Below are 15884 nucleotides of genomic sequence, written 5' to 3' on the forward strand. Positions count from 1 at the left end.
GATGGTTCTAATACAACATTTTTAAAATACTGTCTAACTTATTTAGCATAATTAATAATAATAGGAACAAGACACAACAAACTAATAAAATAATAATCTATGCTATTACTAGATAAACCTATATTTGTTATCCTTATATCATGGAGTAAGATTAAATATGTTAAGTACTCGTTACTTTCATAAAGCATATTAAGCTGTTATACTAATGCTATACTACTACTATAGTATTAGTATACTAATACTATACTAGTGTTATGCTGGTATTTAATAAATGTAAATTGTCAGTCGACATATCAAGCACAATCAAGCACATATAAATGATCTAAAGTACCTAACTAATTCTGATATTATATATGCTTTTATTATATCAATAATATTGATATTGAATTAATAAGAAAATAATCTTATTTATGCTTAATTCTTTTCGTAGAGATAATCTCGATAATCTCATTATTATTATGATAATATGTTATATCGTTCTACGTACATGTTCCAATTAACTGCATAGTTGAGCATTATTACTTATCAGTTCTTTAAAACTTAGATGAGGTGTTCTAGTGAAAAAAAATATTCACCCAAACTATGCTCATATTACCGCTAAATGTTCTTGTGGTAATAAGATCCAAACTCGTTCCACTATCTGTCAAGATATGCTTTTAGATGTATGTAATAAATGTCACCCATTTTACACCGGTAAGCAACGTGATGTGGCTAGCGGAGGCCGCGTAGATCGCTTTAATAAGCGTTTCGGACTTCCAAATAACAGCCAATAACGTCATATAGTAATAATATCTATATTGAAAGAGAGCATAGAAGATAAACAAAACCTACTGCCTAATATATTATCACATTTTTATACTTAGCTTGAGATTCACAAACACATAGAAGTCTGTATTATATTATATAATAGTAAATTCGCACTATTTAGTAATATTAGTGCGATATCTTTCGATCTAATTTTGATGGATTGTATCGATATAATATAAAATATATAATAATACGTTTTAGAAATACGGATACTACAAAACCTACCAATAATCTCGTTAAAAGCCTAAAATTTACTACATCTAAATAACATTACTTATAACGAGTTTTTCTTTTAGATTTAATTAAGCTTAGTCTGCGTTCATTAGATATACCCACATAAAAACACATGATTAATTAATTTCCTCTCAATTGCAATATAAAGTGTAAATCATGTTTATATTCTTAGATTGTATAGGGTATCAAATACTGAGCATGCTACTACGCGAAAAATCTATTAACTCAGGTGAAAGTGTTTTCTTCATGGAAAAATAAAATAGCCACTCTATTTTTAATTATTGCCTTCGTCATGCTTGTCACTAAATTTCCTTATATATTTGATCATGCTCTCATAACAATAAAAATTACTTCTAATATACTAATACAGAACTATTCAATCAGATTAGCAAATATATTATGCAATTAAATAGTATTTATATTATTTAAAATAGGTCAATCTCTTCTTGTCTATATACAAGGAAAATAAAGTGAAAAATATAATGACATATTGTATGATTTTCTTCGTTATGGTTAGCATGCTAACAAGTGTTTTTGTAATAATATTTTATTATCTGAATATAAAAAAAAATAAGCAATCTAAAAAACAAAAAATTATTCAAGCGGAAAAATTAATTCAAAATAAAATTGAAGGCTTACAGAAACAATTAGAAAGTTTATACTCTATCAATCAAGAACATGAACAAACCAATAAAAAATTGAATACCGCTATAATCATTGCTGAAAAACAACTACAAGACCAAAGCTCTTGGCGTAGAAAAACTGAGCAATTAATGCACGATAACCAAATACAAATAAATATTAACAATACTCAAAAAATAGAATTACGTGAAATGACAATTCGCCTTGAAGAGGCAAGAATGGCTGCCATAAAACAACAACAACTAATAATTAATAACGAGGAATATCTTAATACTAAATTTGAAAATCTAGCTAACCGAATATTCGAAAATAGCGGACGTCGTATTGATGAAAAAAATCGCCAAAGCTTACAAAGCTTAACAGCACCCCTTCGTGAACAGCTTGAAAGATTTCATCATCAAGTTCAAGAAAGCCTGGAAAAAGAAGCTCGCGAGCGCTACACTCTATCACATGAAATCCGTCATCTTCAAAAGCTCAATGAGAAAATGACCCAAGAAACCTCCAAACTAACACAAACATTAAAAGGTGATAATAAAACTCAAGGTAATTGGGGAGAAATAGTGCTTAATCGTATTTTAGAAACCGCCGGTCTCCGAGAAGGGCATGAGTATCACTCGCAAATGCATGTCCCACTAGAAAACAATGGGTATGTTCAACCAGATATTATCATACGATTACCACAAGGTAAGGATGTAATTATTGATTCAAAAATGACACTAGTAGCATATGAGCGTTACTTTAACGCTGTTAACGATATACAAAGAGAAACTGCTCTTAAAGAGCATATTGCCGCCATTCGCGGACATTTACGAGAATTAAATAAAAAAGATTACCAAAAATTACCTAGCTTACGATCTTTAGATTACATTTTAATGTTTATTCCGATAGAGCCAGCATTTCTTCTTGCGTTAAATAAACAACCCGAACTGATTAATGAAGCTTTTAAGAAAAATATTATGTTAGTCAGCCCAAGTACTCTACTAGTAGCATTGCGTACTATTAACAATCTCTGGCATTTTGAAAATCAAACTCGCTATGCACAACGCATTGCTTATCGCGCCACTCAATTATATGATAAGATGCGATTATTTATAGACGATATGATGCATATTGGATTTAGCCTGCATAAAGCTGAAAATAGCTATCAGCAAGCAATGAAGAAGCTATCAGAAGGACGAGGTAATTTAATTTCCCAAGCGGAAAGTTTTCGTAAAATGGGTGTGCAAATAACAAGACCAATCAATCCAGATCTAGCAAAAAAAGCTATACCCGAAGATTCTGTAACAGACGAGATTTTTGAGGACCAATAAAGCTGTGAGTATCATTCATTGTTTTTAAATGCATTACATTAATAATCATTAAAATGCTTCTTTCTATATTTTATTGATCCTTATGAATACTAATGCATCACTAAAGTATCTTTTATCTTAAATATCTAACAAATAATATATTATTATGCAATAATATAACAATATAAATATTGCTTTACGCGATACAATATAAGAATATACCATCATTTTCCTATATCGGGTTTTTGAAACATCTATTATAGAGATATCTCACTCTAGAAGTTTTTCAAAATTACTATGAGGTATTTTCTATAGATTTAGTATATTTTATAGATATGCCTGCTTCCTCTGATAATGCTTCAGGATATGAATATTATAATCAGTGATATTACTTCTAACACTCTATCAATATACTTTAAGTAATACTCAACAGAATACTATATATTTAGAATACTATATATTTATTTAGCAGACTTATCTAGTTATCAAAACCTACCGTTTATACTGCTTTATAGTAAAAATAGATCTTAATATTAACTTACGCGCAATTAATTTATAATATAAAAGAACCGTACCTATTGTATCTAAATCTATGATGAAATCTGTTATGTTCTCCTAAAATGCAAAGCGTTATATAATGTTATTATATATCAGAAACAATAAATATATGAACTGATTCTAATCATAATATCCTGATTAGCTCATATTTTACTCAATAACTAGGAAATAATGGTCTCCTAAACACACTATAACATATAGAAATTTATTCTATAAATAGATATTCATTCTAGTAATTCTAGTAATTGCATATAGATACATTATAAAATCACAAAAATAATCAAAATTTATTAAAAAATCTCATCATTATACTAGGAATCTCCTATATGCGTTATTAACCTTACAACGGGCAATAAACCAGTATGTAGTTTTAGATGCAACTACATTGTCGCAATCCTCAGGGTATCCCATAAATATAACTCTTACATATCTAATATGATCCATTCTGATACGATATTTTATGTAAAAATAATTTTTTAACTAAAATAATAAACACATTTTCGCAAAAACTATGCGAATTATTCTTACACCAAACTAAAAATTTAATTAATCGCGTTACAATACACATTCTATATTTCTAGCACTATAGAAACTGCAATACCGAATACAAAATAGATATAAGTAATATTGAAGATATATGATTTAAGGAATATGCAATATCTCTAAACATAAACTAGAGAATTTTAGATAATTTATTTTATTATAAATAAAATATACCTCGACAAAATTTAAGCTCTAGATGTAAATAACCAGAATAGTTTTACCTAATTTTCCAGAAAGCTCATTACTGAACCTAACGTGTAATTACTAAAGTTACATTATATATCTTAATTACATATTAGATAAATACGAATATAATCAGTTAATTACGTATTCTGGTTTATCTTTAGATGTATAAAATATAAAATAATTAGAGATGGTTCAACAAATGTTAAATAAATCAAAGAATACTACTCATTTTGGATATAAAACAGTTTATAAAGAAGAAAAAACTACTCTAGTTGGTCATGTTTTTCATTCTGTAGCAGCCAAATATGATCTCATGAATGATATAATGTCATTAGGCACTCACAGAATTTGGAAGCGTTTGACTATTCAGCATAGCGGTGTCAAGCCAGGTCATTATGTATTAGACTTAGCAGGCGGTACTGGTGACTTAACAGCACATTTTTCACATTTAGTAGGTGAGAATGGGTTAGTTGTTTTAGCTGATATTAATAATTCAATGTTACAAGAAGGCCGCAAGAAATTACGGAACAAAGGAATTCTTAGGAACGTGCGATATGTACAAGCAAATGCAGAAAACTTACCATTTCCGGATACAGTATTCGATTGTATAACTATTGCATTTGGCTTACGTAATATTACTGAAAGTAATCAAGCGCTTGCTTCTATGTTTCGAGTGCTGAAAAGAGGAGGGCGTCTCCTAATTTTAGAATTCTCTAAACTAGAGTCCGCCTTATTAAATAAAATTTATAACATTTACTCTTTTCAGGTCCTACCGTTCCTCGGAAAACTCATAGCACAAGATCCGCATAGTTATCGTTACCTGGCAGAATCTATTCATGTTCATCCTGATCAAGAAACTCTCAAAAGAATCATGATAGACGTTGGATTTTATGAAACTAGCTATATAAATCTTACAGGTGGCATTGTTGCATTACACCGAGGATTTAAATTTTAATAAGAATATATATAATCTTTCTCACGGTCATGATGACAATATTAGAAAAGATCATTAATGCCATTGTTTATCGCGAGCAGACCATAGAATCTACACAGAAAAACCTCTGTGGTCACAGCTTGTTATTGATAATAAATGAAATAAATTTATCAATGGTATTCATTTTTGGCAAAAATCAAGCAAAAATATTTAATCACTACAGGGGTGTCGCAGACTGTACGCTGACTACTACCTTAACTACATTACTAAAACTATATAATTATCAAGAATTCATTAAACTACTGCAGGACGAAAAACTAAGGGTAACAGGTGATCTGAAGATTATAGAAGTATTCTTAATGACACTAGCATTAGATGATATGGAATTTGATCTAGGAGAATATCTTTCCCCATGGGTTGGAGATATTATCGCAGAGAGCATTGGTCAATTTTTTTATAATCGTTATAAACTAATGAATTATGCAATGCAACGCAAAAAAGAATGTTTATCACAAACTATCATTGAGGAGTGGCGTTTATCACCAGGATCTATTGAAATGTCCTGGTTTATTAAAGAGGTAGAAGAATGTCTAAATATTTTAGATATTTTCGACAATCGCATTCACCTTTTGGAGATATCATGACCTTTGGTGAGTTACATCGCTTTTATTATATTATCCATATTTTTCTTAGTTATAATCTGGATCATCTCATTCCACAAAAGCATTTATCGAAACCCATAAAGATACTCTGTAAATGCACATTTTGGATATCAAAAAAAAACACAAGAGAATCTTTGGGTTCTCGCTTGCGCTTTGCTTTAGAAAAATTAGGTCCTGTATGGATAAAATTTGGTCAGATGTTATCTACCCGTCATGATATTCTTCCAATACAAATCATTAATCAATTAGCAATGCTGCAGAATAATGTAACTCCCTTCGATGGAAAAGAAGCATTAAAATTAATTGAATCCTCATTAAACATGCTTATTTCAGATAAATTTGATAACTTCAACATAATTCCATTAGCTACAGCATCCATTGCGCAAGTGCATACTGCGATATTAAAAGAAAATGGACACGAAGTAATCATCAAAGTTATTCGACCAAATATATCATCAGTAATACAAGCAGACTTAAAACTACTATATCGATTGGCTAGGTGGTTGCCATATTTTTTTCCTGACGCTAAACGCCTAAAGCCTTTAGAAATTGTCTCAAACTACAAGAGTACATTGCTCAACGAACTTAATCTCTTGCATGAAGCAGCCAATACGATTCAGATGCGTCGTAATTTTGAAACGAGTTCCATATTATATGTACCAAAAATTTACCCACTATATTGCAGTGAAAATGTTTTAGTAATGGAACGTATTTATGGTATTCCTGTCTCTAATATTAAAATGTTAAAACAACATGGTGTTAATTTGCCACTCTTAGCTGAAAGGGGTGTAACAATCTTTTTAAATCAAGTTTTTCGAGATAGTTTTTTTCATGCCGATATGCATCCTGGTAATATCTTTATTAGCTATGAACATCCAGAGAACCCCCAATATATAGGGATTGACTACGGAATCGTTAGTGCTTTAAACGAATCAGATAAACATTATTTAGCAGAAAATTTTATTGCATTTTTTAATAGAGACTATCATAAAGTTGCCGAATTACATATAGATTCAGGCTGGGTACCATCTGATACTAACTTAATAGATTTTGAGTTCGCTATTCGTCGTGTCTGTGAACCTATTTTTCAAAAACCTCTGATAGATATTTCTTTTGGAAATATCTTAGTTCAGCTTTTTCATACAGCTCGATGCTTTAATATGGAAGTACAACCGCAGTTAGTTTTGCTTCAAAAAACATTACTTTATGTCGAAGGATTAGGTCGACAAATCGATCCACAGCTAGATCTATGGAAAACCGCTAAGCCTTTTCTTGAAGATTGGATTCAAAATCAAATTGGTCTTTCTTCTGTTTTTCATGAATTTAAAAAATATACACCAACATGGGCCATGCGTTTATTTGAATTACCAGATCTATTATATGAAACTCTTCTACAAAACAAAAAAATACAACTACAATATAATAAAGACAATCTAACTAAAAATTTAACCATGTCGTCTCTAAATCAACATTCAGGGCATTATTGGCTAACTTTTAATCAAACTCTATTGCTAAGTGGAACAGCTGTTCTCTTGTTTCGTCCAGAATGGAATCTCTTTGCTGTTATGCTAATCTCTGCTAGTTGTCTAAAATGGGTTATTGATTTCTGAGCTCAAAAAATCTCTAATATATTATTAATAATAAAAAAGAAGAACTATTACTACATTACACGCGCCACTAAGATATTTTATGTCAATTTAATCTACCCCTTGAATTCTATATTTTGTACATATTTTACACATCTACTATTAAATAAATATGAGGCAAAATAGTATTTTAAATATATCTATCAATAGAATATTAATTCTGTATTTATTTTGTAATATTAAAAAAGATATTAATGTGTTATATGTGTTATACTTGAATTAAATTATACTCATTAAGATTTATTATTTTTATGTCATGCGTCATCATGATTAATGTTACTTTTATATATGCTAATCTAGTAATAGAATCTATATACTTTGATTATATCTTATTTTATTTTTTATAAAAATAAAATAAAACTATACTATAATCTAGTGCTCTTTAAAAAGTTCTAGTGTAGTCAGAATAAATGCTATTTACATACAACTGTTATACAGGACCAATATCCTTATTGTTCTATCTCTTAGAGAGATATTCGATATTATCTGAAGAACTATATTCTCATATAACGCTTAATGCAGGTATTAATCTTAAAAGTGATCTCAATTATCAGTAAACAACACAAGATTACAGCGTATGCATCAAGTCAGTAATACACACTTCAAATCTTAAAATATCAATATTATGATTAATTTTACATATTATAATAAACATTTATACAAGTATTAAATTAATTTATTAAGATAATATGTAAAAATTAATGATCTATAATAATAATTATAGAATATAAATTAAAATTACATATGCTGATTATGACTTGATTATGACTTGATTATGACTTGATTGTGTAGCAATCGTAATATTTTAGAACAATATAAAATTATTTCTAGATCTCAGCTCAAAAAAATAGTAACAATATCAATTACATAAATAGTTCTAATAAAAATATTGTTAAGATTTATTATTAATCTGAAGCATGAATCCAAAACAAGTATATTAGATAAGCTCATTTTCCAAAAATTTGTAATTATACTGATACAGTCTTGTGATGCTTTACTTTATATTATCGTACTAATAAAAATAAAATATAACCAAGAAAAAATAAAGTTATGAACTTTATTTCATAAATTGGTATAAAATTCCCTATTATCTATGTTAGAGAATAATATTCTCATGTTCTTATTTGACACATATAAATACTAAGGATTTCCTTCCAATATTTCAAAAAAATATAAAATTTTAATACCTTATATTACTAATAAGTCTATTATTTTATTTAATAATACTTCTATTGCATGGTTAAATTATGGTTAAATTCCTTACAAATAAAAATTAATTATATTTAATCAAAAATATCGGAATACCCTAATGAATTATTCGAATATACCTGTTATATTATGTGATATATACGCACTACAGTTTTCTAGAAATATATTTGTTAATATTCTATTAAAATAGAATATTCTTATTAGAATACAACATATCTCTTATCTGTTAGAATGAATAAATTATTAGTAGTTTTTTAAAATCATACGATCTTTTCAAACTCGCTATATATACTATATAAACTCATTGTGTGTGATTTATATAAAAAATACCAAAATTATTCAACGTTTTTCATTACAACTTCTTAAGTTAACCTTAATTTTGTGGTGTTTTATATATCACAGATAATATATAACAGATAAAATCGAGTATCAAAAATATATAAAAATTCAACAAGATGATCAATATATAAATCTAAGAAATAATTAAGAACATTTAAAACTAAAAAATAAAGAAATTTATGTTTTATGTGATTGTGATAATTTTTATAATGTTATTATTAGATTTTATCAAATAAACCATGTAATAATAATTTATTGTATCATAAAAGGACTGTACAAGAAAAATATTGTATATACTATCATTGATCTAAAATTAAAGATAATATCATTAATTATAATTAGTTTAGAAAAACTAATAGAAATATAATGATTTTTAATAAAATCTTATATATGAGTAGCACTTATTATATCATCTCTTCACTATAAACCACATCATTTTGATACTCAATAAAATTTTTCTAAAATCGAGATATTGAGATAGTTAAATAAAGGCACATCGATTGCATTCTTTATCCACGGAATTACTCCAAGCAAAGGAATATCTAAACGTTTTTCTAGTGCTATCAGATAATCCTGAGAACGATAACTATTCTTGAGTGGATGGTTAGCAATCCATCCAAGAAAATTTAGCCCCGTTTGATGAATCGCGTTTGCTGTAAGCAATGCGTGATTAATACAACCCAATTTTAGCCCAACAACTAAAATTACCGGAAGATTTTCCATAATAACCCAATCAGAATAGGTATATTTCTCCCCTAATGGTGTTAACCAACCACCTGCTCCTTCTACTACAACCCAGTTAGCGATCGATCCTAACGATAACAACCCTGCTGACAACATACTGAGATCAATTAATTTATCCTCATCATGACTCGCTAGATATGGCGCAATGGGAGACCTTAGCGGATATGGATTTACTTGATTATAGTTAATACGTACATTACTATTACACATTAACGCTAATGCATCACGATTACGAAGCCCATCAGATGTAATCATGCATCCTGATGCAACTGGTTTATATCCTGCAGCAAGATAACCGGAGCGTGTAGCAGCCTGTAATAAAGCACATGTTGCTATAGTTTTACCAATATTAGTATCTGTGCCAGTAATAAAAAAATATTGAGTCATGATTAATGTACCCAGAAAAAATAAAGCTTTAAACTATTTAAAATAATTATCTTACTTATCACTAGTTCTTTTCTATAGTTAAGCTCCTTAATCGATCTCTGAAGACTATCTTTAAAAGTTTTATCATTAGCTAATAAGAATAATTTAGAGACTTTATTTATCCTTTTTAAACGTAAAACGTAAAACAATAATCAATAAATATATTTTATGATTTTATTTCATGATGAATTTAATATTCAAATTTAAAAAAATTATTGATGATATTTGAAATATTAGATCATGTAAGATTAATAATTCTTAATAAAGATAGAGCAATCAATAGTATTGAATTTTATTTTAAAACATAAAATAAGAGTTATAATTTTTATAAAAATATATGTATTTCACTTATAATAAATGATGTAATTTGAAACATACTAGACAATTCTGCTGAATAATTCACAAAAACTAATACAATGAAAAATATACCATATATTAATATAATCTGAACTAGATTAATTATTTTCTTTAGCTCTTTCTTAACAATGAACCGCTTGATAATCTTTAACTATCTCACTGAATTCAATATCGCGCCTATCTAATACTTTAAGATAATTAATGATTATATGTGTCTCTTATGATAATATCTAAATCATCTTTTATCTTAGTATCTTAGTATCTTATAGTATCTTATAGTATCTTATAGTATCTTAGTATCTTAGTATCTTAGTATCTTAGTATCTTAGTATCTTAGACAGATTATCTTACACGCTTTAATCTTTAATGACTTAATAATAATTAATATCACTTCTTTAATTAATATCACTTCTTTAATTAATATCACTTCTTTATCAAGCAATTTTTTATTTTCTGGAATTATGCATATACTATTTTATCTTTTAAAATTTAAGAGTATCGAAATTAATAATATCAATATGACAAAAATTAATAATATTTAAAAAAATCATAATTAATCCTAATTATCTTTAGCTAAAATCTAAATTAGATCTCTATCCTTAAATTTTATTTAATAACCTACACTACCTAAAAAACTATGACATTCTGATTTTTATCATCATATAATTGTAAAAATCAATCTTTAACCTGTGATAAAAATATCACTTATTCTGCTATTAATTTTCAAATATTTTTCAAATAAAAAATAAATACCAACACCATAATGCATGTAATATTATACCACAATAAATTATTTATATTATCATCACCCTAGAACTAGAATAGTTATTCTTAACATATAAAGAAACCCTATAAATATGTGACCTCTCTAATAATTCATCCAAATATAATTATATTACTACAAGAAAAATATATTTTTTTCATCAATTCTGGGCGAATAAGAATATATTAATAACAATTATAATCTAATTAAAAAAACCCCAAAATTGCAATAATTATTTTTATAAAAAACTAAATAACAAATAACCTCTACATATAGAAGACACCACGTATCTTATCCTCTCCCCCCAGGTTTGTTTACATAGATAAAACACCACTATTATACCTGCGCATCTCTAAAATAGTACATACAATATGTTTAATCTCAGAAGATAAAACTAATCGTCTATAGCGCAAACAATTCTATGGAAATTAATAAAAACTACCTACATAATATCTAAGATCTCTTGAAAAATAACTATACTGATCAATATCAGTTTACGTATTCCATCAACCTGAAGAAATCAAGAAGTTATTAGTTTTATTGGATAACTGCATTAATATTATACACCTAGTGAAATATCAATAATATTAAATAACATTAATGCAAAAAAAAGATCATTTTATAATCACAACATAAATGGGCTGTCATATATAATCATTGAACTATAATTAAGTAATTAATTACAAAATTATATCATAATGAATTATTTTAATTCTACATCACATTCAAGTACCATAAATTGACCAGTAAAAAATATTTTACAGAAATGATTTAATTACTTCCATATCTTATCCGCATCCTTTTATTAATTATTATTAAATATTAGAAAAAATAAATTAATATATAAAAATTTTTATATCTATAGAAGCCATCTAGAGAACCTCAAGTATGATCACATACACAAATAAAATTTCAAATGAAAATAGTAAAAATAAGGCATAATACGAAAAGTATCTCATGCATAGAATAACGGTAATTTAGCTGCATACTAAAAAAGCTAATACTGAATAAACTATTACCTATCATGATAAAGAGTTCTAATTAACCTGGATAAAAATCATTCATATATTTATAGATTGGTATAATACTACATTAAACAGTACTTAAGTATCTTCTAGAGATTTGTGGAGAATTTTTATGTTGTGCCGGCATTAATACATTGGTAATTTTAAAGAAGCAATAAAAGAACATATAAATACCTGACAATGATACGTAATAATTATTACATATCATTAATCTCATCATATAATAAGTACTAAATATTAAAATGTTCCGGTTAAGTTACAAGAAAGCTTCCAATTCTCATGCCCCGAATTGCTTGGGATAATTGATTCAAATACAGATAAAGAAATATTATCACTTAATGTATATACCATCCCATTTTTTAAAGTAGTGGAGGTTTTTGGTGATCTATCACGAATACTAAGGCGACTGGTTTCATAAATACTGGAATTCGATGTTAAATTATTTTCCTTAAGGATGTGCTCTATTTTAATTCCGGAGAGCCATATCAGATGGCGTACAATCGACACTCGAATATCAGCTCCAAGATCTCCTCTTGCATTGTTATGATTAATCTTATTATAGAACACAGGAAGAGTAATCACATCATCTTCCTGGTATGCATTACGAGAAAAATGGTTATAACGTAAACCTGTATGCCAGAAAAATAAAACAACTTGATCAATAATAGGATTACCACCTCCCCATTCTAAAGATGAACTAAATCCATTTAGCGTACTATTACCTCGACCATATTCAGTATGAGGTAATACAAATCGTTCAATATCCACTTCATACTGGCTAAAAGATATAGCCGGACGAAAATAGAGCTCTCCGAATCTCTTAAAAGAATGCCAGTCGGCATATAACCCAAATCCCAGATTATTTCCATTCATTTTGCAGCTATTAGGAAAATAACGAGATAATGGATATGTAATAACACCCCCCAGAGAAAATGTTTCTGTAACTCCATATCCTAAATTAACGACAGGTATAACATTTTTCGTCATAAACGTTGCAGGTTTAGCATAGATCAACCAGCATAACCGGTTATTACCAGCAACGCATCCTTTCTGTAAATTTGTTAACGTGTTCTCTTGTGATTTAAGTAATGTAAAAGTATCAGTAGAAACTTGGTTAATGGAGGAGCGAGTATTAATTGAATCAACCAAGAATGGTTTCATCATAGGTATATTTTTATCTTCAATTAATCTTTTAGAACTAACAGAGTTGAGCGGCAAGGACGGAGAGACCTCTCGCGGTACTCTAAATAAAAATGGGTGTTTTACTCCATCATCCGAATCAGATTCTCCAAAGACGATCTGTCCATTAGGAGAAAAAGAAAAGATCTCAGAAGATCCAGAGAGATCATTTTTTAATGTACCTAAATCAATTTTATTTTTCCAATCCTTACCGGACCAAATAATTGCATGACACACAGAACTGTTTCCATTAATACTAGAGTATCCACCTGCTATTAGACCATCAGGAGAAAGAGATAGGACTTTTGATTCCCCGGAGGCATTGCTGCTTAGTGTACCTAAATGAACTTGTTTTACCCAATTATCACCTACCCAAAGAGTAGCTTGGGGAATTTTTTTTTCATTAATCCTAAACCCGCCTGCTACTTTTCCATCAAAAGACAAAGCTAATACCTCAGATATGGAATTATTAAACAGTTTATCAAAAATACTATCAGAAGATGATCCATCAACAATAGTCTTTTTCCCCCAATTATCACCAGACCAGATAATCGCATGCGAAGCATGTCTATTGCGGCTCATATATCCCCCTGCTACCTTTCCATCACCAGATAACACTGATACTCCAGAGTATATAGGATATTTGGCATGTTCTATATCCATTCCAACATTAGTATAAGTCCCCCAATGATCGCCAGACCAAATCGCGCCTGTCAGCAAATCTTTATCATTCGCACTAGAGTGGCCTCCTGCTATTTTTCCATCAGCAGACAAAGATGATACTTCAGAAACTATAGCATGATTAGATCTCTTACTATCTATATCGGTTGCTATTTTCCAGTTATCTCCAGACCATATCACTGCATGTCGCGAATCTGTATTAACAGGGGTGGAATAGCCTCCTGCTATTTTTCCATCAGTAGATAAAGCTAGTATGCTGGCCATTCCTGTATTATCAGATTTTAATGTGCCTAATTTAGTTGGATGAGACCAGGATAAACCAGACCAAACAGACGCTTGCCTCTGGTACTCCTGAATAGAAGAATATCCTCCTGCAACTTCTCCGTTAGAAGAGATGGCGTATACTACATGAGACTCAGGATCAGCATGAGATGCTAATTTTGTTTTTAATGCATCCTCGGCAGATTCCTCTTTAGGTAAAATTGGTATGGTCACAGCAAAAACTAAAGAAATTGTACTAAAAAAAAATAACAAATAGAAAATATAATGAATGTACTTGCAACAGATATTGATTATCACATTGAAAAATTTCATAAAACATAATGCCCTTCGAGAAAGCCTGATTAAATCATAATTATGTAGATTTATTGACTACTAATGTAGATTTATTGACTACTATTTAATAATTCCTATTTCATGTTCGTATATAAGATAAATCAAATTAAAATATATATGCTGTTTTTATTTAAAAAATTTAGAACCTGATCTAAATTATTCCCAATTAACCAATAAGATCTATTATGATTTAGCATCATAATAGATTAATAGTAATTAAAAAATTAAATAAATATACTCATTAAAACATGCACTAAATAACCTTATACAACTAAAAATCATATTTTAGATTTTTTATATATTAATTATTATCATTTTATCTTTACTGTTACTCAAAAAACTTTAAGCAACCAGTATTATTAAAGCTTCGTCTTGCTTTTAATTAAAAACTAATGAAAGTTTAATATCATCTAGTAATGGTGCAATTCACGCCATAGTCTTTATAATAGCATCTATTCAAGAAATATTACCCCTACGTCAAAAATATTGTTTATCTAATATAAATAAAATAAATAAATTTATTGAATCTACAATCACAAGTGATTATTATCATAAAATATATCATCTGTATTACTAAAAAACTACAAAACGATAGTGACTTATAAAATATATATTACAACAGTAAATATTAAACTGATAATGAAATATTTGAGAATATCTTCTGAATAAAATTCTAGTTGTAATGATCATAGCACTTTACAATAATTGTATTTATAATAAAATTATACATACAATGTAAATAAATTATCGTTATAATATTTGTGATAATAATATAATAGAAGATAAAAATCTTAATCATCATTAATTACCAGGACTATATTGTTTGCAATATAATCTTAGTATGTTTATATTGATATGTTATATTTGATGATATAATCTAAAAAATTATTAAGCTGGCATCTATAATAATAGATATCACGTATACAATATAATATTACAAATGTTTACTTATTTGAAAAACCAGATATTATATATAAAAAGAAATAAAACTTAGTGTGTTAATAACCATTAAAATCAAATTTTAGCATATAATTATAGTATTTCT

General features: G+C 28.2%; 7 protein-coding genes. 5 read left to right on the forward strand and 2 right to left on the reverse strand.

Going from position 1 to position 15884, the window contains the following annotated elements:
* Positions 1-557 precede the first annotated feature (557 nt).
* The 5 genes from rpmE to ubiB all read left to right on the forward strand — a co-directional run bounded on the left by rpmE (position 558) and on the right by ubiB (position 7465).
* A complete protein-coding gene (rpmE, locus tag ERCISPPS3390_RS02900) occupies positions 558-773 on the forward strand; it encodes a 50S ribosomal protein L31 (protein WP_197095309.1) in 216 nt (71 codons plus the stop codon).
* Positions 774-1559: 786 nt separating this feature from the next.
* Positions 1560-2993: a DNA recombination protein RmuC gene (gene rmuC / locus ERCISPPS3390_RS02905; protein WP_231517355.1), complete on the forward strand. Its 1434-nt coding sequence runs from the start codon at positions 1560-1562 to the stop codon at positions 2991-2993.
* 1465 nt (positions 2994-4458) lie between these two features.
* Entirely contained in the window at positions 4459-5214 is a 756-nt protein-coding gene (gene ubiE, locus ERCISPPS3390_RS02910) for a bifunctional demethylmenaquinone methyltransferase/2-methoxy-6-polyprenyl-1,4-benzoquinol methylase UbiE (RefSeq protein ID WP_197095310.1), read from the forward strand.
* Between the two features lie 32 nt (positions 5215-5246).
* Positions 5247-5837 carry an SCP2 sterol-binding domain-containing protein gene (locus ERCISPPS3390_RS02915; protein WP_197095311.1) on the forward strand — a complete coding sequence of 197 codons (591 nt, stop codon included), beginning with the start codon at positions 5247-5249 and terminating at the stop codon, positions 5835-5837.
* Positions 5834-7465 carry a ubiquinone biosynthesis regulatory protein kinase UbiB gene (gene ubiB / locus ERCISPPS3390_RS02920; RefSeq protein WP_197095418.1) on the forward strand — a complete coding sequence of 544 codons (1632 nt, stop codon included), beginning with the start codon at positions 5834-5836 and terminating at the stop codon, positions 7463-7465. Before ERCISPPS3390_RS02915 ends, ubiB begins: the two co-directional genes overlap by 4 nt.
* A gap of 2028 nt (positions 7466-9493) precedes the next feature.
* Here the strand turns inward: ubiB and bioD are convergent.
* Positions 9494-10180, reverse strand: a complete 687-nt coding sequence (gene bioD / locus ERCISPPS3390_RS02925; protein WP_197095312.1) for a dethiobiotin synthase — start codon at positions 10178-10180, stop codon at positions 9494-9496.
* Between the two features lie 2421 nt (positions 10181-12601).
* A complete protein-coding gene (locus tag ERCISPPS3390_RS02930) occupies positions 12602-14719 on the reverse strand; it encodes a hypothetical protein (RefSeq protein ID WP_197095313.1) in 2118 nt (705 codons plus the stop codon).
* Positions 14720-15884: the final 1165 nt, after the last annotated feature.

Source organism: Candidatus Erwinia haradaeae (assembly GCF_900698885.1).
GTDB classification, from domain to species: domain Bacteria; phylum Pseudomonadota; class Gammaproteobacteria; order Enterobacterales; family Enterobacteriaceae; genus Erwinia_E; species Erwinia_E haradaeae_H.

Bases quoted from the DNA above. Each gene is read 5' to 3' on its own strand.
- rmuC (WP_231517355.1), top strand. From the start codon at position 1,560: ATGCTAACAAGTGTTTTTGTAATAATATTTTATTATCTGAATATAAAA.
- ubiE (WP_197095310.1), top strand. From the start codon at position 4,459: ATGTTAAATAAATCAAAGAATACTACTCATTTTGGATATAAAACAGTT.
- ERCISPPS3390_RS02915 (WP_197095311.1), top strand. From the start codon at position 5,247: ATGACAATATTAGAAAAGATCATTAATGCCATTGTTTATCGCGAGCAG.
- ubiB (WP_197095418.1), top strand. From the start codon at position 5,834: ATGACCTTTGGTGAGTTACATCGCTTTTATTATATTATCCATATTTTT.
- bioD (WP_197095312.1), bottom strand. From the start codon at position 10,180: ATGACTCAATATTTTTTTATTACTGGCACAGATACTAATATTGGTAAA.